Origin of the sequence: Fictibacillus enclensis (assembly GCF_030123385.1) — a bacterium.
Classification (GTDB): Bacteria; Bacillota; Bacilli; order Bacillales; family Fictibacillaceae; genus Fictibacillus_C; species Fictibacillus_C enclensis.
The window spans coordinates 2,091,104-2,112,794 of record NZ_CP126109.1 but is presented as its reverse complement, the minus strand read 5'-3'; the positions used below and the strand labels follow the sequence as shown (position 1 = coordinate 2,112,794).

Annotated in this window: 18 protein-coding genes; all 18 read right to left on the bottom strand. The window is 46.1% G+C overall.

Features of this window, described 5'->3' with window-relative positions; translation table 11 throughout:
* Positions 1 to 79 precede the first annotated feature (79 nt).
* The 18 genes from QNH15_RS11280 to flhA all read right to left on the bottom strand — a co-directional run bounded on the left by QNH15_RS11280 (position 80) and on the right by flhA (position 21,691).
* Positions 80 to 4,375 carry a PolC-type DNA polymerase III gene (locus QNH15_RS11280; RefSeq protein WP_283894730.1) on the bottom strand — a complete coding sequence of 1,432 codons (4,296 nt, stop codon included), beginning with the start codon at positions 4,373 to 4,375 and terminating at the stop codon, positions 80 to 82.
* A gap of 79 nt (positions 4,376 to 4,454) precedes the next feature.
* The gene (locus tag QNH15_RS11275; protein ID WP_283894729.1) at positions 4,455 to 6,167 is read right to left on the bottom strand and encodes a proline--tRNA ligase; all 1,713 of its coding nucleotides are present in this window, start codon (positions 6,165 to 6,167) and stop codon (positions 4,455 to 4,457) included.
* A gap of 21 nt (positions 6,168 to 6,188) precedes the next feature.
* The gene (gene rseP, locus QNH15_RS11270) at positions 6,189 to 7,463 is read right to left on the bottom strand and encodes an RIP metalloprotease RseP (RefSeq protein ID WP_283894728.1); all 1,275 of its coding nucleotides are present in this window, start codon (positions 7,461 to 7,463) and stop codon (positions 6,189 to 6,191) included.
* Positions 7,464 to 7,479: 16 nt separating this feature from the next.
* Positions 7,480 to 8,628, bottom strand: a complete 1,149-nt coding sequence (gene dxr / locus QNH15_RS11265; RefSeq protein WP_283894727.1) for a 1-deoxy-D-xylulose-5-phosphate reductoisomerase — start codon at positions 8,626 to 8,628, stop codon at positions 7,480 to 7,482.
* Positions 8,629 to 8,649: 21 nt separating this feature from the next.
* On the bottom strand, positions 8,650 to 9,444 hold the full coding sequence (locus QNH15_RS11260) for a phosphatidate cytidylyltransferase (protein ID WP_283894726.1): 795 nt from the start codon (positions 9,442 to 9,444) through the stop codon (positions 8,650 to 8,652).
* 15 nt (positions 9,445 to 9,459) lie between these two features.
* The gene (gene uppS / locus QNH15_RS11255) at positions 9,460 to 10,218 is read right to left on the bottom strand and encodes an undecaprenyl pyrophosphate synthase (protein WP_283895533.1); all 759 of its coding nucleotides are present in this window, start codon (positions 10,216 to 10,218) and stop codon (positions 9,460 to 9,462) included.
* A gap of 87 nt (positions 10,219 to 10,305) precedes the next feature.
* The gene (frr, locus tag QNH15_RS11250; RefSeq protein WP_061969479.1) at positions 10,306 to 10,863 is read right to left on the bottom strand and encodes a ribosome recycling factor; all 558 of its coding nucleotides are present in this window, start codon (positions 10,861 to 10,863) and stop codon (positions 10,306 to 10,308) included.
* Positions 10,863 to 11,588, bottom strand: coding sequence for a UMP kinase (pyrH, locus tag QNH15_RS11245; RefSeq protein WP_061969477.1), 726 nt, complete (start codon positions 11,586 to 11,588; stop codon positions 10,863 to 10,865). Before pyrH ends, frr begins: the two co-directional genes overlap by 1 nt.
* A gap of 100 nt (positions 11,589 to 11,688) precedes the next feature.
* Positions 11,689 to 12,573, bottom strand: coding sequence for a translation elongation factor Ts (gene tsf, locus QNH15_RS11240; protein ID WP_283894725.1), 885 nt, complete (start codon positions 12,571 to 12,573; stop codon positions 11,689 to 11,691).
* Between the two features lie 98 nt (positions 12,574 to 12,671).
* Complete coding sequence (gene rpsB / locus QNH15_RS11235; RefSeq protein WP_283894724.1) at positions 12,672 to 13,397, bottom strand: 30S ribosomal protein S2; 726 nt, start codon at positions 13,395 to 13,397, stop codon at positions 12,672 to 12,674.
* A gap of 167 nt (positions 13,398 to 13,564) precedes the next feature.
* Positions 13,565 to 13,972: a DUF6115 domain-containing protein gene (locus QNH15_RS11230; RefSeq protein WP_283894723.1), complete on the bottom strand. Its 408-nt coding sequence runs from the start codon at positions 13,970 to 13,972 to the stop codon at positions 13,565 to 13,567.
* Positions 13,973 to 14,001: 29 nt separating this feature from the next.
* Entirely contained in the window at positions 14,002 to 14,772 is a 771-nt protein-coding gene (locus QNH15_RS11225; protein WP_283894722.1) for a FliA/WhiG family RNA polymerase sigma factor, read from the bottom strand.
* A 22-nt stretch (positions 14,773 to 14,794) separates the two neighbouring features.
* On the bottom strand, positions 14,795 to 15,274 hold the full coding sequence (locus QNH15_RS11220) for a chemotaxis protein CheD (protein ID WP_283895531.1): 480 nt from the start codon (positions 15,272 to 15,274) through the stop codon (positions 14,795 to 14,797).
* A 26-nt stretch (positions 15,275 to 15,300) separates the two neighbouring features.
* A complete protein-coding gene (locus QNH15_RS11215; RefSeq protein WP_283894721.1) occupies positions 15,301 to 15,768 on the bottom strand; it encodes a chemotaxis protein CheW in 468 nt (155 codons plus the stop codon).
* Between the two features lie 23 nt (positions 15,769 to 15,791).
* Entirely contained in the window at positions 15,792 to 17,765 is a 1,974-nt protein-coding gene (locus QNH15_RS11210) for a chemotaxis protein CheA (RefSeq protein ID WP_283894720.1), read from the bottom strand.
* A 23-nt stretch (positions 17,766 to 17,788) separates the two neighbouring features.
* Positions 17,789 to 18,655: a MinD/ParA family protein gene (locus QNH15_RS11205; protein WP_283894719.1), complete on the bottom strand. Its 867-nt coding sequence runs from the start codon at positions 18,653 to 18,655 to the stop codon at positions 17,789 to 17,791.
* The gene (locus tag QNH15_RS11200) at positions 18,648 to 19,661 is read right to left on the bottom strand and encodes a flagellar biosynthesis protein FlhF (RefSeq protein WP_283894717.1); all 1,014 of its coding nucleotides are present in this window, start codon (positions 19,659 to 19,661) and stop codon (positions 18,648 to 18,650) included. The genes QNH15_RS11205 and QNH15_RS11200 overlap by 8 nt, the downstream gene beginning before the upstream one ends.
* Positions 19,658 to 21,691, bottom strand: coding sequence for a flagellar biosynthesis protein FlhA (flhA, locus tag QNH15_RS11195; RefSeq protein WP_283895530.1), 2,034 nt, complete (start codon positions 21,689 to 21,691; stop codon positions 19,658 to 19,660). The genes QNH15_RS11200 and flhA overlap by 4 nt, the downstream gene beginning before the upstream one ends.

Below are 21,691 nucleotides of genomic sequence, written 5' to 3'. Positions count from 1 at the left end.
ATAAGTATTTCCAAATTTACTATATCATAATCTTCGGCTTTGTGCAACTTGCCAGCCGTCTGTCTGTCCCCTTCAGTCTTTAGAAAAGAGAGAGCTGGTTGGCTTCCGGCATACCGGCAAGACAGCCTTGCTCATCCAGATAATCGATGATGGTTTTAGACAGGCGAGCACGCTGCTGAAGATCCTCTTTTGAAAGGAACTCTCCATCTTCACGCGCCTTCACAATATTGATGGCAGCATTTGTGCCAAGTCCCGCAATAGAATTGAAAGGCGGAATCAGTTGGTCGCCTTCTACTAAAAATTCAGTGGCGCTCGATCGGTAGAGGTCTACCTTGCCAAATGAAAAACCGCGTTCGCACATTTCAAGAGCAAGCTCCAGCACTGTTTGCAGGTTCTTCTCCTTGGTGGAAGCATCCAGCCCTTTGCCCGAGATTTCTTCAATCTTTGCGCGGATAGCGGCAGATCCCTTTACCATGGCGGTAATATCAAAATCATCAGCGCGGACAGTAAAGTAGGCTGCGTAAAAAAGAATAGGATAATGCACCTTAAAGTAGGCGATGCGGACTGCCATCAATACATAGGCAGCAGCATGGGCCTTCGGGAACATGTACTTGATCTTCAAGCACGACCCGATATACCAGTCTGGTACGTCGTTCTTTTTCATTTCTTCTACCCATTCAGGGATCAGACCTTTACCTTTACGCACGCTTTCCATGATTTTGAAGGCAAGGGACGGTTCAAGGCCTTTATAGATCAGATACACCATGATATCGTCACGGCAGCCGATCACGTCTTTCAGCTCGCATGTTCCATCGGCGATCAGCTCATTGGCATTGTTCAGCCACACGTCTGTCCCATGGGAAAGACCGGAAATCTGCACTAACTCGGAGAAAGTACTTGGTTTGGTTTCCTCAAGCATCTGCCGAACAAACTTCGTTCCAAATTCCGGAATGCCAAGCGTACCCGTTTTGCACATCACTTGGTCTTCGGTCACCCCGAGCACTTCGGGACCGGAAAAGATTTTCATAACTTCCTGGTCGGAAGCCGGAATCGTTTTTGGATCAATGCCGCTCAAATCCTGCAGCATACGAATCACGGTTGGATCATCGTGCCCGAGAATATCGAGTTTCAGCAGGTTATCATGGATGGAATGGAAATCAAAATGTGTCGTTTTCCATTCAGAATTTTTATCATCGGCAGGAAACTGGATAGGACAAAAATCATAAATATCCATGTAATCCGGAACAACAATAATCCCGCCCGGATGCTGTCCTGTGGTCCGTTTCACACCGGTACAGCCCGATACAAGCCGGTCGACCTCGGCAGAGCGGAAGGTCAGGTTATGGTCGGAGGCATACCCTTTTACATAGCCATACGCCGTTTTCTCAGCCACAGTTCCTATCGTTCCTGCACGGTAGACATAATCTTCACCGAACAGTTCCTTTGTGTAATTATGGGCACGCGGCTGGTATTCACCCGAGAAGTTAAGGTCAATATCAGGTACCTTGTCCCCTTTAAAGCCAAGGAATGTTTCAAACGGGATATCCTGGCCATCCTTTTTATAGAGCACATGACAATTCGTGCACTCTTTATCCGGAAGGTCAAACCCGGAACCGACAGATCCATCATCAAAAAAGATGGATTCCTTGCACTCAGGACACACATAGTGCGGAGGAAGCGGATTAACCTCAGTAATCTCTGTCATGGTGGCAACAAAGGAAGATCCAACGGATCCACGTGAACCTACCAGATAGCCATCCACCAGGGACTTTTTAACAAGTTTATGCGAGATTAGGTAGATAACGGCAAATCCATGACCGATAATGCTGTTCAATTCCTTTTCCAGCCGCTTTTCTACAATATCGGGGAGGTTTTCCCCATAAATACTGCGAGCCATGGAATAACTCATATTCCGTATATCATCTTCCGCCCCCGGAATCTTCGGGGTAAACAGATCGTCAGGAATCGGTTTGATCTCCTCAATCATGTCTGCGACCTTTTGGGTATTATCGACAACCACTTCCCTGGCCTTTTCGTCACCCAGGAATGAAAAGCATTCCAGCATTTCATCTGTGGTACGGAAATAAACATCCGGAAGTGTCTGTCGGTTCAACGGATTGGCTCCGCCCTGGCTTGAAACCAAAATCTTGCGGTAAATGCCGTCATTGGGATCCAGGTAATGTACATTTCCCGTGGCAACAACCGGTTTACCTAGCTTTTCACCGAGCTTCACAATGTTGGCAATGATTTCACGCAGCGCCATTTCATCCTGTATTAGTTCTTTTTCAATCAGATGATAGTAGTTTGATGGCGGCTGGATTTCAAGATAATCATAAAATTTCGCGATTTCTTCCACTTCCGAAGGCGCTTTTTGCATCATTCCTTCAAATACTTCGCCTTTATCACACCCGGACCCGATCAGTAAACCTTCACGATGTTTGGAAAGCCTCGAACGCGGAATTCTGGGCGTTCGGTAAAAATAGTTCAATTGCGATTCTGAAACCAATTTGTACAGATTCTTCAAGCCTTGTTGTGTTTGGGCAAATAGTATGCAATGGGATGGACGGCTTCTCATATATCCACCCTGGCCCATGTTTTCGTTCAGCTGGTCATGGAATTCTATTTCTTTCTCGAACGCTTGTTTTAATAGTTTCCAAAGCAGGTAGCCTGTCGCTTCTGCATCATAGATTGCCCGGTGGTGCTGGGTCAGCTCGATATCAAACTTTTTACAGAGCGTGTTCAATCTGTGGTTTTTCAGTTCCGGAAGGAGAAAACGGGCAAGTTCGAGGGTGTCAACCACCGGATTTTGGGCAGCCCCTCTCCCTATCTTGCGGAATCCTTCGTTCAAGAATCCCATATCAAAACTGGCATTATGGGCAACAAGAATGTCGTCTCCCATAAATTTTTCAAAATCCCGCAACACGTCCTCTATTTCAGGAGCATCCTGTACCATATCATCGGTGATGCCCGTCAGATTGATCGTTGTATCCGAAAGAGGCTCATGCGGATTGGCAAACCGTTCAAATTTATCGATGATTTCACCGTTATGCACTTTGACCGCCGCAAGTTCGATGATTTTGTTGTACACGGCGGACAATCCCGTTGTTTCCACGTCAAATACAATATAGGTATCATCCGATAGCTTCCTGTGCTGTTCGTTATAAGCGATAGGAACTCCGTCATCCACCAGATTGGCCTCCACGCCATACAAAACTTTGATACCATTCTTTTTCCCTGCTGAATATGCTTCCGGGAAGGACTGAACGGCAGCATGGTCGGTCACCGCTACAGCAGGATGGCCCCATTTGCTGGCCTGGCTGATCAGGCTGGAAGCAGAAGTTACGGCATCCATCTGGCTCATCGGAGTATGTAGATGAAGTTCCACTCTTTTCTTTCCTTCTTCGGCAAGATCATTTCTGGTTTCAGGCGTAATTTGATTGATATCATTCGCAATCATGACCAGGTCACGAACGAAGGTATCGTTTTGTATACCACCCCGTACTTTGACCCAGATGCCTTTTTTCACGGCGTTCAGAATCGGTACATCTTCTTTGTCGCGGGAGAAGATTTTAACCATGATGGAATCGGTATAATCGGTAATCTTAAAGGTCAGCAGCGTTCTTCCGCTCCTGAGTTCTCTAGTTTCCGCATCAAATACATATCCCTGAAGCGTTACTCTGCGTTCCTCGTCCTGAATGGTTTCAATCGGAACGGGTTCATCCGGAATCTTGTAACCTATTGTAACTTCAGAAGGCACAGCAGCTGCTTCCCGCTTGTCCGCTTTTTCTTTTTCGATCAATGCAGCGAGTACTTTATCCGCATCTTCTTGCTTTTTCTGCTCCACAAATTTCTGGAATTCTTCCTCACTGTGTTTGACTTCAATTTCAAGTGAGACGGAGTCCATGCCAAACGAACGGTAGACCTCCGTCATTGCCGAAGATAATTTACGTTTGATCAAGAGCCCTTCCGCTTCATTCCGGACGGTGACTTTAATTTTATTCCCGGTTACCTCAGGAACCTGTCCCATCAATCCGGACACAAGTGAGCTTGCCGTTCCTTTCAGCTGTTCACAGCATATGCTCCAATACTCGCCGAGTAATGCTTCCTCGCATTCCCTGCTCTCACATTGAATAGTAAATGTTACTTTCGCTATATGTTCAAATGCCTGTGTAATTCTCGCCTGAAAAAAGGTATACACATTGGCAGGCATTGGTTTCGGCAGGGAAAAATAAAAATGCCAGCTTCTGTTATTTTTATCGATCGCCAGTTTCTGAACACGGCCATCACCCAGATGCGGGCGCAGCTCACCGGGTATGCCGATCTGGTCGAGCAACAAGAGAAACCGCTCTTTTCTTACCTGGTCGTCACTGTTCATGATGCCCTCCTTCCACAAATAAAGGGATGACTTGGGTTAGTGAGCCTGACGGTCAGGCTCATAAGTCATCCCCTGGATGCTAGCGCGCTAATAATTCTCGTTGGCTTTTAATCGCCTCAATTAATTCTGAAACATGGATTTCATTCATTTCACCGGTTTTTCTGACTTTCAATTCCACAATGCCCTCAGCAGCTTTTTTCCCAACCGTTACTCGGACAGGAACCCCAAAAAGGTCTGCATCGGCGAACTTTACACCGGCGCGTTCTTTACGGTCATCGTATAAGCAATCATAACCTGCACCCTTAAGTTCATCATACAGCTTTTCACTTAAATCTGCCTGTATTTCGTCTTTGCTGTTGGCTGCAATAATGTGCACATCAAAAGGTGCCAGGGATAACGGCCAGATCAAGCCTCTTTCATCATTGTTTTCTTCTGCAACTGCGGCAAGCGTACGGGAAACACCGATTCCGTAACAGCCCATCGTCATTGTCTGGCTTTTTCCATTCTCATCGAGAAAGGTTGCATTCAATGGCTCGCTGTAAACTTGTCCAAGTTTAAACACATGCCCGACTTCAATTCCTTTGGCGAAGCGGATAACCCCTTTGCCATCAGGAGAAGCATCTCCCTCCTGGATAAAACGAAGATCAGCAAAATCAGAGACCTCAAAATCGATGCCAGGATTCACATGCTGATAATGATGACTTGCTTCATTTGCTCCGGCTACGGCATTCACCATGTATTCCACCGCATGGTCAGCAATGATCTTCACGTTTTCTGGAACAGACACAGGCCCAATGTTTCCAGGTTTGCAGGAAAGCACTTTTTCCGTTTCCTCAGGTGTGGCCAGTTCGGCAGAAGCTGCTCCGAGAATGTTCTTCACTTTAATGTCATTTACATCATGATCACCGCGGACAAGCACCAGAACCGGCTCTTCATCAGCAATAAACAGAACCGACTTGATGACTTTGGCGGCATCAATGGTAAGGAGTGAAGAAACCTCTGCAATGGTTTTTGCTTCTCCCGTATGGATTTTCTCCATTTCCTTTTTGGATTCGGTGGAAGCTTCATAGGTTACGTTCACTGGTGCCATCTCAATGTTGGCAGCAAAATCAGATTCTGAAGAATAAGCAATCAAATCTTCACCGATCTCGGAAAGTACCATGAACTCATGATTATCCTTTCCTCCGATTGCCCCGGAATCAGCCAGGACCGCTCTGAAGTTCAGACCACAGCGTGAAAAGATATTATTGTATGCTGCTTTCATATCTTCATAGGTAACATCAAGGCTCTCCTGGGAGGAATGGAACGAGTACGCATCTTTCATAATAAATTCCCGGCCTCTAAGAAGACCAAATCGAGGTCTTTTTTCATCCCTGAACTTCGTTTGAATTTGGAATAGATTAAGAGGCAGTTTTTTATATGATTTTACTTCATCGCGAATGAGACTGGTAATGACTTCCTCATGAGTTGGCCCGAGCGCAAATTCACGGCCATGGCGGTCTTTTAAACGCATAAGTTCCGGTCCGTAGGAATACCATCTTCCCGATTCTTGCCAGAGTTCCGCAAGCTGCAGGGAAGGCATGGTCATCTCGTTGGATCCTGCGTTTTCCATCTCTTCACGAATAATCGCTTCTACTTTGTGAAGAACCTTTTTCCCCAGCGGCAAAAAAGAATAAATACCAGCTGCATTCTGCCGGATAAATCCTGCTCTGAGCAGAAGCTGGTGGCTGACGACATCCGCGTCAGCCGGAACTTCTCTTAATGTTGGTGCAAACAACCTGCTTTGCTTCATTTCTCCACCTCAGTTAATCACTTATTGGTCAATTTTGTCTAAAAAGAATTTATGAATGTCATTCCATGTTACGACGAGCATCAGGAGCATCAGAAATGCAAAACCGATAAAATGTACAAGCCCTTCTTTTTGCGGATCAATCGGTTTGCCCCGCAGCGCTTCAATCAGTAAAAACAACAGCCGCCCGCCATCCAGTGCCGGTAGCGGCAGCAAGTTAAAGATCGCCAGGTTAATACTCAGGACAGCGGCCCATTGCATCAGCATTGGAATACCGCCTTCTGTCGCTTTGTTTGTGTATTCGTAAATTCCAACTGGTCCTGAAAGCTGATCGAATCCGTGCTTCCCGGTAATGAGCTCACCAAGTCCCACGAAAATCATTTTTGTCATGAACCATGTTTGCTTTGCTCCATAGGACAGGGAGCCCAGTAAAGAAAACTCTGTGGAAGGATAGGCTCCAATAAATCCTTCTTTGGTGCCTTTGTTAATCTCCCGTTCACCCGGCGTTACTTCTTTTTTAAGAATTTTGCCGTTCCGGTCAACTTCAAACACAAGTTTTTCTCCAGGGTTTTGCTGGATAAAGGAAACAAGCTCTTCCCAATTGCTGACTTTATCGCCATTTACGGAAACGATCCTGTCCCCTTTTTGCAGCCCAGATTTCACCGCAGCTTCACCCGGTGCCAGATTGCCAAGTCGTGCTTCCTTTGTAGGAATGCCCTGGAACAAAGAAAAACTCATTAATACGATGAACGCCAGCAGCACATTCATGAACGGGCCTGCAAAAATGGCAAGCGTCCGCTGCATGAGAGTTTTTGAGCCAAACTGCCTGTTATACGGAGCAATTTGCATTTCCTGATGATCGGCCACATACATTGCCTGCGGGTCTACGCTGTAGCTTTGGCGTTCTCCCTCTTCATTTTCATATCCGGTAATCACCAAACGGTGCTCCAAGTCAGCGTTTTCCACAGTAATGACTTTTTGGATGTCATATTTTTCTTTATGGTTGACAATAATCTTTTGGACGCTGCCTTCCGGGTTAAAAATCAGTCCTACCCTGTAACCTGGTTTCAGTTCGATCCCTTCCGGATCCTCTCCGGCCATCCTTACAAACCCGCCCAACGGCAATAGCCGTACGGTGTATGTTGTCTCACTCTTTTTAAACGCGAAGAGCTTTGGACCGAAGCCAATGGCAAATTCCCGGCACAAAATGCCGGCTCGTTTGGCGAGCATCAAATGGCCAAGTTCATGAAAGAAAACAAGAGCACCCAAAATAATTACGATGGAAATGACTGTATTCATAACCTTTTACCCACCTTTAATTTAATAATGACTGAACATATTGCCGTGTGTGTGTATCAATGGCCTGTATTTCTTCCAGTGTCGGCTGTTCAATAAATTCATGGTGCTCCAGTGCTTTTTCAATGTATTCTTCGATCGCCAGGAACGATATTTTACGTTCAAGGAACAATCCGACCGCAGCTTCGTTTGCTGCGTTCAGCGCGGTTGTCATTGTTCCGCCTTTCTCTCCTGCGAGATAAGCCAGTTTCAGGCAGCGGAACCGTTCCATGTCCATTTTTTTAAAATGAAGCTTTCCAATCTCCCATAAGTTTAACCTTTTGGAAGGCGGAAGTTCAAGTCTGTCAGGATAGGTCAGCGCATACTGAATGGGAACCCGCATGTCGGGGTTTCCCAGGTGTGCCAGCGTGCTGCCGTCCTTATACTCTACCATAGAGTGTATGATGCTTTCTTTATGAAGAATGACGTCTATTTTTGAATAGGGCATATTAAAGAGCCAATGCGCTTCTATCACTTCCAGGCCTTTGTTCATCATCGTTGCCGAATCGATGGTGATTTTGGCTCCCATGGACCAGTTCGGATGATTCAATGCCTCGTCAACAGTAACATCAGCCAGCTGTTCCCGCGTATAATCCCGGAAACTTCCTCCAGACGCGGTAAGAATGAGCCGGTCAACCTGTTGGGCATTTTCTCCGTTAAGACATTGGAAGATGGCTGAATGCTCGCTGTCCACCGGCAGGAGGCTGACGTTATGTTTTTCAGCCAGCTCCATAATGATATGTCCGGCAGTAACCAGTGTTTCTTTATTGGCGATGGCTATATCCTTGCCGGCCTGAATGGCGTTGATGGTGGGCACCAAGCCTACACTTCCCATGACCGCATTCACCAGAATATGAGCTTCCCGAGCGACAGCTGCTTCAATCAGGCCTTCTTGTCCATAATAAACAAGTGATTGGTCCCCCAGACGCAAACGCAGGTCATCAGCGTCTTTTTTATCTTGAACCGCAATGATCCGCGGTTTAAATTTCTCTATTATCTCCATCCCTTTTTCTACATTCTTTCCAAAAGAAATGGCCGTTAATCGAAATAGCTCAGGGTGTTGTGCGATTACATCAAGCGTTTGTATACCGATGGAACCTGTCGCACCCAACAAACTGATATTTTTCATAGAGCACTCCTTGTTTTTTCGCTACGACAGCAAGCTCAGGATATGGAGGAGCGGAAGCACGAAAAGCCAGCTGTCCGTACGGTCCAATATTCCGCCATGTCCCGGCAGCAGATTGCCAGAATCCTTCACCCCGTAATGCCGCTTAAAGGCGGATTGTGCAAGATCGCCAATCTGTCCGAAGATCCCCACAATCAAAGCCATGAACAGCACCTGGTTCAGAGTAAAAGGCACAAAATCTGTAAAGTAGCAGATTACGCCAACCACAATGCTCGTAACGATGCCCCCGATTGCTCCTTCGATGGTTTTGTTCGGACTGATCACCGGCCACAGTTTTGTTTTTCCGATGGATTTCCCGGTAAAATACGCACCCGAATCAGCTCCCCAAATCATGAAAAGGACAAAGAATAAAATCGGAAGGCCATGTTCAAGCATTCTCGTTTCGTATATATAGTGGAATCCGTAACCCACATACAGAGAGGAGAGGATAACAAATCCCGCATCATCAAATGTAAAGCGGTTCTTTGTGATGACGGTAACCACCAGGATCAGGAGCATCGCAAGTACAATGGGTTGCGAGCCTGTGAAACTTCCAAGGTACTGCTCTTTCCAATCCTGCGGGATGACTGTTGCCAGTGTCAGCAATAGAGCGATGATGCCCTCAGCCGACAAAAGCGGAATATGCTTCATTTTCAGCAATTCGTGGATCCCGATCACTGCCAAAGCGATGATAACGAGGGTAAAAGGCAAATGGCCGTAAACCGTAACTCCTATAAATAGAAGAGCGGCTATTACTCCCGTAATGATGCGTTCCTTCATAAATCCTCCTTCTTATTATACACCGCCATAACGGCGACCGCGATTCTGATAGTCGTAAATGGCTTTTTTTAAGTGTTCTTCTTTAAAATCAGGCCAGTTCACCTCGGTAAACCAAAATTCACTGTAGGCGAGCTGCCAGAGCATAAAGTTGCTGAGGCGCACTTCACCGCTCGTCCGGATCAACAGATCAGGATCCGGAAGGCTGGATGTCATTAAATACCGGCTTACCAAATCTTCATTAATCGCATCACGCCCGATGGTTCCGGCTTCAACATCGCGGATAATTTCGGTTAACGCTGTTGTTATCTCGTTCCGACTGCCATAATTCAGGGCAAAATTCAAAATAAGGCCAGTATTGTTTTTGGTTTTTTCTATTGCCTCGTCAACAGCCTGAATGGTATGTACCGGCAATACTTCCTTATGGCCCATGATGGTCACACGAACATTCTGTTCAATCAATTCAGGCAGAAAGCTGTTTAAAAATTCCCCAGGAAGTCTCATGAGAAAGTCCACTTCTTCACGGGGTCGCTTCCAGTTTTCCGTTGAAAAGGCATAGAGTGTCAGCACCTTAACGCCGAGATTGTTGGCATACTTCACCACTTTTTTTACTACTTTCATGCCTTCATGGTGTCCTGCCACCCTGGGAAGCCCGCGTCTTTTTGCCCAGCGTCCGTTCCCGTCCATGATGATGGCCACATGAGCCGGTATTGTATCCTGTCTTATGTTCAGCTCTGTTTTCTCTTCTTTTTTCCAGAATGAAATTCTGTCAAGCATGGCAAAGCCCCCATTATCGTCCAGACTTAACAAAAAAACCCCCTGTATAAAGAGGGCTTTTCTTATTTTATTTTACATGGAAATCAATTATACTTCCATGATTTCTTTCTCTTTACTTGAAGCGATTGTATCTACTTCGCTAATATATTTGTCTGTAAGCTTCTGAACATCATCATTGTAGCGGCGGAGTTCATCTTCAGTGATCTCCCCATCCTTCTCAGCTTTCTTCAGCTCATCGTTGGCATCACGGCGAACATTGCGAAGAGCAACCTTGGCTTCCTCTCCATATTTCTTAACAAGTTTGACAAGCTCTTTACGTCTTTCTTCTGTTAGAGGAGGAATCGCAATGCGGATCACTTGCCCATCATTGGAAGTTGTTAAGCCAAGATCGGATTTTTGGATCGCCTTTTCTACATCGTTCAGGGCCGATTTATCATACGGCTGGATGACAAGCAGGCGTGCTTCAGGCACTGAAATCCCGGCAAGCTGGTTGATTGGTGTCTGAGCTCCGTAATAATCCACTTGAACACGATCTAAAAGTGCAGGGTTTGCACGGCCGGCGCGGATGGTCGAAAGCTCACGCTGAAAAGATGAAATGCCTTTTTTCATTCGGTCTTCTGCGTTTGTTAAAATTTCCTTTGCCATTAATTATTCCCCCTAATCGTAGTTCCAATTTCCTCACCAAGAACTGCACGCTTAATGTTGCCTTCTTCCATAATGGAAAACACGATAAGCGGAATATCATTGTCCATACATAATGAAGATGCCGTCGTATCCATGACAGCCAGGCCTTCTTTAAGCAAGTCAAGGTAGGATAAGGTATTGTATTTCACAGCATTCTGATCGATCGTCGGATCGGCTGAGTATACGCCGTCCACATTATTTTTCGCCATCAGGATCACTTCGGCTTCGATTTCCGCCGCGCGAAGAGCAGCTGTTGTATCCGTTGAAAAGTAAGGATTTCCTGTTCCCGCAGCAAAAATAACAACACGTTTCTTTTCAAGGTGACGAATAGCTTTTCTGCGAATGTACGGTTCAGCAACCTGGCGCATCTCGATTGACGTTTGTACCCTAGTCTGCACACCGATATTTTCCAGGCTGTCCTGTAAAGCCAGGGAATTCATAACAGTCGCCAGCATCCCCATGTAATCAGCGGATGCGCGATCCATTCCCATCTCGCTTCCCGCTTTGCCTCTCCAGAGATTACCGCCGCCGACAACAACGGCCACTTCCACTCCGAGCTCGACAATGTCTTTCACCTGATGGGCAATCGATTGAATGACACCAGGATCTATTCCGCTTCCTTTACCGGCCGCAAGAGCTTCCCCGCTTAGTTTAAGAACTACTCGTTTATATTTTGAAGTGCTCATAATTCCCTCCGTATCCATCACCTGTAATTGCTTTTTTTAATCCTAAGCTCTTTTAAAAAAAGGGAACACACTGTGCTCCCTTTTTTTACTTTTTACACCATTACTTTTTAACTTGAGACATTACTTCTTCTGCAAAGTTGTCTTCGCGCTTTTCCATACCTTCGCCAACTTCGTAACGTACGAATGCGATAACCTTACCGCCTTTAGAAGCTACGTACTTACCAACTTTTTGGTCTGGATCTTTAACGAAAGACTGATCGTTCAAGCAGATTTCTTCAAAGAATTTGCCAAGGCGGCCTTCCACCATTTTAGCAACGATGTTTTCAGGCTTTCCTTCGTTAAGCGCTTGTTGAGTAAGCACTTCACGTTCATGAGCCACTTCTTCTTCGCTTACAGCGTCACGAGAGATGTAACGAGGGTTAACCGCAGCAACGTGCATTGCCACATCTTTTGCAACCGCTTCGTCTGTTGTACCTTCCACTACAGAAAGCACTCCGATGCGTCCACCCATGTGAAGGTATGCGCCAAACGCTGCATTTTCGCCTTTTTCAACGATTTGGAAACGACGAAGTGAGATTTTTTCACCAATCTTAGCAATTGCGTTGTTCAAATACTCAGCAACTGTTGTGTTTTCACTTTTAAGTGTAGAAGCAAGCGCCTCATCAACAGTAGATACATTGGATTCAAGAAGGTGCTTACCAAGTACAGAAATAAGCGCGGTAAAGCTTTCGTTTTTTGCCACGAAGTCAGTTTCAGAGTTCACTTCAAGGATAACAGCTTTGTTGCCTTCTACAACAACAGAAGTAAGACCTTCTGCTGCGATGCGGTCCGCTTTTTTAGCAGCTTTCGCAATTCCTTTTTCACGAAGGAAATCGATCGCTTTGTCCATGTCCCCGTTCGTTTCTGTCAATGCTTTTTTACAGTCCATCATTCCTGCGCCTGTTTTTTCGCGCAATTCTTTTACCATTTGAGCTGTTACTGCCATAATGAAATTCCTCCTTTGGTTTATGTAAAGCTAAGGTTGGCATTAAAAAAGGGTGTGAAAGGGCATATCCCCTCCATCACCCTTTTAGTTTATATTACTTATGCAGATGTTTCTTCTTCGTTTTGAGCTTCTTGCTCTTCTCCACCCTGGTTGGCTTCGATGATCGCATCAGCCATTTTACCTGTAAGAAGTTTAACCGCACGGATCGCATCATCGTTACCTGGGATAACGTGGTCAACTTCATCAGGATCACAGTTAGTATCCACGATAGCGATAATTGGAATGTTCAGCTTGCGTGCTTCAGCAACCGCGATGCGTTCTTTGCGTGGATCTACGATGAATAGCGCATCTGGAAGGCCGTTCATTTCTTTAATTCCACCCAAGAACTTTTCAAGACGATCCATTTCCTTTTTAAGAAGGATAACTTCTTTCTTAGGAAGAACATCGAAAGTTCCGTCTTCTTGCATTCTTTCAAGCTCTTTCAAACGGTTAATACGCTTACGGATGGTTCCGAAGTTTGTTAGCGTACCGCCCAGCCAGCGTTGGTTGATGAAGTACATGCCGGAACGTTCTGCTTCTTCTTTTACAGAGTCTTGAGCTTGTTTTTTTGTACCAACGAAAAGGATTTTACCGCCGTTTCCTGCGATATCTTTCATTACGTTGTAGCACTCTTCAACTTTCTTTACTGTCTTTTGAAGATCGATGATGTAAATACCGTTACGCTCAGTGAAGATGTAACGGGACATTTTCGGATTCCAGCGACGTGTTTGATGTCCAAAGTGTACGCCGGCTTCCAATAGTTGTTTCATTGAAATTACTGCCATGATGGCACCTCCTGGTTTTGTTTTCCTCCGCCTGCTTCCACTTTAATCAAAACTGCAAATGCAGCACCAATGATTAAATCCACAAACGTGTGTGATTAACACCGAAAGTAACTATACCATACTTAGTCAGAATGTAGCAAGAAAAATGTTGCCGTTTTGAATATTTCTCATGAAAGGCTGTTCATTTTTAAAATCAGGCCGACTTCACCCTTGCCTCTTTCGAGTTTTTTGGCAATTTCTTCAGAAGTATAACCTTTTTTGGCATAAGTTAATACCTTTTGATGCAAAATGTTTTCTTCCTCTTCTTGATCATCATGCCCATCCGCTTTTTTGTCGGATGATTTCACATCTTGCTCCTGTCCGTCATGTTTCGTTTCGTATAGTATTTCTCTGATTTCTTCGTTCTGTTCCTTCATTTCACTGACAAACGCCAAAAGCATCTCCTCCAGCTCCTGGGTCTCCCCGTCATCGAAAGCACCGGCAGCCGTTGTTTTGAGCTTCATCCACAGAACAGCAACAAGAAACAGGCAAAGGGTGTTCAGCAATAAACTTAAAACCGCTATAAAGTAAAGCAAGTGATCCCCACTCTTTCTTCCGTTCCCGGTTACATATATCGCGCAAGAACCAGTCTCAGGCGAGATAACGCTTTGGAATGGATCTGCGAAATTCTTGAGGTGGAAAGCTCCAGAACATGACCAATTTCAGTAAAGGTCAGTTCCTCATAATAAAACAGAGAAATCACCAGCTGTTCTTTTTCATTCAGCTCCCTGATCACCTGTGCAAGTTCCTTATGCAGCTCGGCCTTAACCACTTCCGCCTCAGGAGACAATCCATTTTTATCTTCTATTGTATATCCGAGCTTTTCTTTGCTTTCACTTTCTCTTTGGTCTTCATCGATTGAAAGAACATTGGCAAAAAAGCTTTCGGACAGGGCAGAAACCACTTCCGTTTCAGGCATACCCAGTTCTGCTCCTATTTCATAGGTTGTTACCCGGCGGAGTTTTTCCTGTTCGAGCTTTTCAATCGTACTTTCAATCTTTTTTGTTTTTTCACGCAGAGACCGTGGCAGCCAGTCCACTTTACGCAGTCCATCGAGAATCGCTCCCCGGATCCGGAATGTGGCATACGTATCAAATTTAAGGTCCCGTTCGGGCTGGAATTTTTCAAGCGCATCAAACAGGCCCAGCATTCCCAAGCTTTTTAATTCATCACGATTAACGTTTTTCGGCAAACCTGCCGCAATCCGCTGAACATGATACTGAACAAGCGGCATGTATTGTTTGAGCAGAGAATCACCTGCATAACGGTCACGGCATTCATGCCACCTTTTCCATATTTCCAGTTCATCCGCTGCTGCTGTAGATGAAGATATCATGCTACTCCCCCTGAAATCATTATTAAATCACTAACTCTCCCTGACGTACTATTTTTATTTGAAGTTCACATGTGTCTGTAACAAATTCAATGGTCCTCCCTTTGCTGCCGCCTGTATGTTCCGCGATCAGGGGGATTTCCCACTCTTTCAATCCGCTTTTTATCGCTTCCACGTTTCTCGGGCCAATGCGCATGGCATACGCCTGGTCAACCATTTGAAACATCTCGGCTCCTCCGGCTAGCTTTGCCTTCAGCGCTCTTCTCCTGGCTCCCCTCTCCTCCAGGCCAAGGACGAGCCTTTTGATGGCGGTGTCAGCATATTTTGCTTCGTTTATTTCCCTTGATCGTGCCAAAGAAGAATGTGGAAGCATAATATGCGCCATTCCGGACAGCTTCTTATCTGCATCATACAGCACAAGACCGACACAGGAGCCGAGGCCAGCTGTGCGAAGGACAGTGGAACCCGCTCCGAATCCCAACTCGGACAAGCCGATTTTTACCATTTTAACGTCCAACCGAAACCGCACCTCTATGATTCATCAGCCGCTCCCTGAAGCTCCATTATTTCATCCTTGTCGAGCACCTTGTCCAAACGGAGCAGAATGAATAGCCTTCCATCCATTTTGGCCACTCCATCGAGATACCGGGCGTTTATGCCACCCGCCACTTCCGGTGTAGGCTCAATGTCAGAAAGAGACAGATCCAGCACGTCGTTCGCTGCATCCACCATCAGTCCCACATCCATTCCTTCCGTATTCACGATGATAATCCGGGTGTCGTCATCCGCATCCTTCTCTTCCATGCCAAACCGGCTCCGCAAATCAATAACCGGTGTTACCGCCCCGCGCAGGTTCATCACCCCTTTAACAAATGAAGGTGTTTTCGGAACCCGCGTGATTGGTGAAACACGTTCGATGGATAGGACATTAAGGACATTCATGCCATATTCTTCATCCTTTAACCGGAACACGACTATTTTTAATTCCTGCTCACTCATACTCATTCTCCTCTCTGTCACCGTTATATAAATAGCGAATTGCAATCGATAATGAGGGCAACCTGGCCGTCTCCCAATATTGCCGCTCCTGAAACAAAAGGAGCATCGAGATAGCTTCCAAGCGGCTTCAGGACAATCTCCTGCTGCCCGATCAGCCCGTCTACGATCAAACCGGCCAATTTGTTTTCTTTTTTAACAATAACAACCGCTCGTTTGGTCTCTCCTTTTTTGGCCTCCTGCGGCACTTCGAGCCAATCATTTAATGAAACCAGCGGTATAACCTTTCCGCGGAAATCCATCATGGGCTGCTTATGGACCATGATGATATCCTGAGGATCGACCAATGCGGTTTCAATGATCGATGGAAGCGGAACAGCATATGTTTCTGTTCCCGCTTCGACCAGCAGAGACGGTATGATGGAAAGGTTCAGAGGAAGCTGGATGGTAAAGGTTGAACCTTGTCCGGCGGTGGAATCCACAGAAACCGACCCTCCGAGCGATTCTATTTTATTTTTAACCGCATCCAGGCCGACGCCGCGGCCGGAAATATCGGAAATCACTTCAGCTGTAGAAAAACCAGGGGCGAACAGCAGCTCATAAACGTGCCTGCCAGTCAATGTACGGGCTGAATTCTCACTGATAATCCCCTTTTGAACAGCCCGATTAAGCACCTTGTCGGCATCAATGCCTGCCCCGTCATCCTGAATCTCGATAAATACACGGTTGCCGCTGTGGTACGCCTTCAAGGTTATTGTGCCTTTTTCGCTTTTCCTTGAACGGATTCTCTGCTCCGGATCTTCAATACCATGATCCAATGAATTACGCAGCAAATGAACAAGCGGATCTCCGATTTCATCGGCAACCAGACGATCCAGTTCGGTTTCTGCTCCCTCTACCTGCAATTCCACCTTTTTATGCAGATCTTTGGCCAATCCGCGTACCATTCTCGGAAACCGGTTGAATACCTGGTCAATGGGAACCATCCGCATATTAAGAATTAATTCCTGCAAATCCGATGAAACCCGTGAAACCCGTTCTACCGTTTCCTGAAGTGCAGCATCCTTCATCTCGCTTGAAATCCTTTCAAGACGGCCTCTGTCAATCACCAGCTCTTCAAAAAGACTCATCAGAAGATCCAGCCTCTCAATGCTTACCCTGATCGTCTTTGCAGATTTTGGCGGGGAATTCTTTTTAGGTCCTGTTGTGGTGCCTTTTTGATCATCCACCTGCTCTGCCACAGCTTCCTTTTGTTCGCTGCCCACCGGCTGAAGCGGCGTTAGTGCCACTTTTTCGATTTCTGAGATTGATAACAATTCCGACTCAATTGTCGCCGCTTCTTGTTGTGTTATGAGCGTAACGAAAAAGCTTTGATTGAATTGTTCCTGTTCAATCAGGTCGGCTGAAGGTTCTGACTTTATGATGTCGCCGAGGTTTTCCAGCGCATTGAAAACCATATAGGCCCGCACTGCTTTCAGCAGGCACTCTTTATCGAGCTCAACTTCAATCCTGTACACCAGAAAACCTTGCTCAAGGGATTGATGGATCGCCGACCGCTCAAATTCATCATAACTGCTGAAATCTTCATTACTTGTATCTGTCTGGGCCTTATCCTGGGTATCCTCCCCCAGTATCCCGTTCAAAAGGCGTATCAGTTCTTTCGTATCTTTTTTTCCATCGCCGCCAGCTGCTATCGACATGACCATTTCTTCCAAATGGTCAAGCGAAACAAACAGCGAATCCAGCAGTTTCTGTGTCACGTGCAGTTTACCATTTCTGATTCCATCCAGAACGTTTTCCATCGCATGCGTAAGATTTGCAAGATCGTCGTAACCCATGGAAGCTGACATGCCTTTTAATGTATGAGCAGAACGAAAAATTTCCTGAATGGTTGCCAGCTCTTCCGGTTGTTTCTCCAAAAGAAGCACATGTTCATTTATCGACTGGAGATGTTCTTTACTTTCTTCAATAAAAATATCCAAATATTCACTTGTGTCCATCTTTTTCCCCCTCGTGCACAACGCTAGCTTTTACTCAAAAAACTTAAAAGTTTACTAATAAAAGATTGGTCAACTGCTCCCTTTTGGACCTTGGCGTTCCCCAATAGACAATGAGCTGCCTTTTGAATTTGTCCGCTCGCTTCACAGCGCGGACTTTCCAGCACAAACGGCGATTGCTCCATAACAGCCCGCCGCACGGCCGGGTCGAAAGAAACTTGCCCCAAGTTGGCCAGTTGCTTTCCAAGAAACCGGGAGCTCACCTCGTTCAAGCGGTCATGTACTGCCCTGCCTTCCCGTTGGTTTTCACATTGATTAATCATGGTCCAGACAGGGAGTTCAGGCCGTTCAGCATGAAGCAGCTTAATCATGGAATACGCATCAGTAAGCGATGTAATTTCCGGGGTAGCAACCAGGATGGCTTCATGACCGGCCAATACAAACTTCAAGCTCGCTTCTGACAAACCGGCACCAATATCGAATACGATATAATCATAGGCTGACGATAATTTCTCAAGCTCTCTCACAAAATGAACCTGACTGTTGCGGTCAAGCTCTAACAAAGAGAGAAGACCGTTATCACCACCAAGATAATCAAGGCTGCCTGGGCCTTTTTCAATGATCTCCCTGACGGAAAGATGATGTTCAAACAGATCGGCGATCGTGTGGCGCGGGGTCAGTCCAAGCAGCAGATGAACGTTGCCCATGCCGATATCCAGATCAACCAGCACCACTTTTTTCCCAAGTCCTGAAAGGGCAAGGGATAAGTTCACCGCTACATTTGTTTTCCCAACCCCGCCTTTTCCGCTGAGCACCGAAACGACCTTCGCTTTTTTCGCATGTAATGACGTCTCTTGTACTCGTAAACGAAGTTGTTCTGCCTGATCACGCATCTCTTTTCTCCTGCAGGAACATGCTGACGATCGCTTTCGGTGTAACGGTTGAAATGTCATCTGGAACATTTTGTCCGTTTGTGATATAAACCGGGATGGTGTTTTCTATCAGCAATAAATTGATTAACGCTCCCAAAGAAGCTGTCTCATCCTTTTTAGTCAGAATCAGCCGGTTGACTCCAGCCCGGCTGAAATGCTGGATTACGTGTTTGAGATCCTCGTATTTTGAAGTTAACGATAAAACCAAATACTTTGTGTGATCCATCTGATCTTGCAGCAGGCCGCCCAGTTCATCCATGGATTCCGGATTCAGAAAGTTTCTGCCCGCCGTGTCGGTCAACACCAAGTCATAGGAAGAGAGTTCTTGCTTGGCCTTCTCGTAGTCTTCGGTGTTGTACACCACTTTTAGCGGCATTTTCAGAATTTCAGCATAGGTTTTTAGTTGTTCCACCGCACCGATCCGGTAGGTGTCCATCGTGATGAAAGCGACACTTTTGCCATCTTCGAGCTTCGCCTTTGCAGCCAGTTTCGCGAGCGTAGTCGTTTTCCCTACACCCGTCGGGCCTACCACCGTTAAAAATTGTGTGTCATACAATGAGCCTGGAGATGAGGGAGTAGATGCACGACCAAGCAGCCAGTGTTCCAGCCAGCGTTTTGTGTCCCCGTTTTTAGCGGTTCCCTGCATATTGGCGATAATTTCTTCTATTAATAGATGCGATACACCCTGGTCGTTAAAGTAGGATTGCCACGACGGAATATCTTCCTTGTTGATGCTTTTTTTTACAAGTGAAGAGCTCTGCGCTTTTTCTGCTTTGTGAGCGGACTCTGCTCCCTCTTCAACATCCAGCAACGCGATAACCTCAACGCTCTGCTTGGTGAAAAAGCCAAAAAAGCCACCCGTCCGCACCTGTCTTGACTGAAGGATAAAAGCTTCGCTTCCCAGATCATTGCGTATCTTTCCCATTGCTTCTTGTATAGTGGGTGCTATATACTTCTTCACCTTCATAGATTGACGACTCCTACACTTTGTACTTCGAGATCAGGCTCCAGTTCGTTATAAGATAATATCACCAGGTCAGGCAGGTGGCGCTCAAGCAGCTGCCTCACGTACATGCGCACGGCAGGCGAGCATAAAAGGACAGGCAGCTGTCCAAAATTCCTGCTTTGATCCATTTCTTTCATCACCTGGCTGTATATTTCCTGAGCATCTGCCGGATCAAGGGACAAATAATTTCCGTGTTCCGTTTGCTGCACATGGTCCGCAATTCTTTTTTCAACTCCGGCTCCAAGCGTGATTACATTCAATGGCTCATTTTCTGTTCCATATTGCTTTGAAATTTGCCGTGATAATGCCTGCCGGACATACTCTGTCAATAGATCCACATCACGTGACATCTTTCCGAAGTCCGCCAGCGTTTCAAAAATTACCAGCAAATTGCGTATGGATATTTTTTCTTTTAACAATTTGGACAACACTTTCTGGATTTCTCCGACAGATAATGGATCAGGAGTTACCTCTTCGACGAGGCTCGGATAGTTTTCTCTCATATGGTCCACCAGTTGTTTCGTTTCCTGTCGGCCGATCAGTTCATGTGCATATTTCTTTAATATTTCTGTCAAATGAGTGGAAACGACCGATGGAGGATCTACAACCGTATAGCCTGACATTTCCGCACGGTCCTTCATGTCTTCCCCAATCCAGAGGGCAGGCAGACCAAATGCCGGCTCCACCGTTTCCTTGCCCTGCACTGCTTCATCGTCAATACCTGGGCTCATTGCCAAGTAATGATCGAGCAGCAGCTCTCCTTTTGTGACTTCGTTTCCTTTGATTTTAATGCGGTATTCATTGGGCGGCAGCTGAATATTATCCCGGATGCGGACCACCGGCAAAATGATGCCGAGCTCCAGTGCCAGCTGCCTGCGGATCATCACTACCCGGTCGAGTAGGTCTCCTCCCTGGTTGGTATCAGCCAGTGGAATCAGACTATACCCAAACTCGAATTCAACAGGATCCACCTGCAGCAGGTTCATCACGCTTTCAGGTGTTTTCAACTGTTCGGTCTGGATGTCTTCTTCCATGATTTCGTCCTGCTCTTTTTTCTCTTTATCTGCTTTTAACAGAAGGTATCCCCCGAGCGAAATAAGTCCGCCAACAGAGAGGGTGACCAAATCGTTGATCGGCGTAAACAGACCCAGAACGATGATGGTTCCACCTGCAACAATGAGCATTTGCGGATAGGCAAGAATCTGGCGTGAGATGTCGTAGCCCAGATTTCCTTCCGATGCTGCTCTTGTTACAATAATCCCTGTTGCCGTCGATATAATCAGAGCGGGAATCTGGCTCACCAGGCCGTCACCGACCGTAAGCAGTGTGAATGTATGGGCGCTTTCGGCAAATCCCAGCCCCATCTGTGTCATGCCGATAATAATGCCAAACAGCATGTTGATGAGAACGATAATGATCCCGGCAATCGCATCTCCTTTTACAAACTTGCTGGCCCCATCCATCGCTCCGTAAAAATCGGATTCTCTTTCCACTTTTTCACGGCGTTCCTTCGCTTCCCTGTCAGAAATCATTCCGGCATTCAAATCCGCGTCGATGCTCATTTGTTTTCCAGGCATGGCATCGAGTGTAAAACGGGCTGCTACCTCGGAAACCCTCTCTGATCCTTTGGTGATGACAATAAACTGAATGACGACAAGGATAAAAAAGACGACGATTCCGACCAGAATGTTACCGCCAACTACAAATTCTCCGAATGTATGGACCACGTTCCCTGCTTTTCCGGAACCCAGGATGGATCGGGTCGTCGAAACATTCAATCCCAGCCTGAAGAGGGTGACAAGCAGTAAGAGAGACGGAAAAATGGAAAACTGCAATGGTTCCTGCATATTCATTGAAATTAAAATGATCACGAGTGCCAGTGTAATATTAATAATGATGAAAAAGTCGAGCAGCCAGGGCGGCAAAGGGATAATCAGCATGGCGATGATCATGATAACCCCGACTAGAACACTCATATCTCTTGCTTTCAT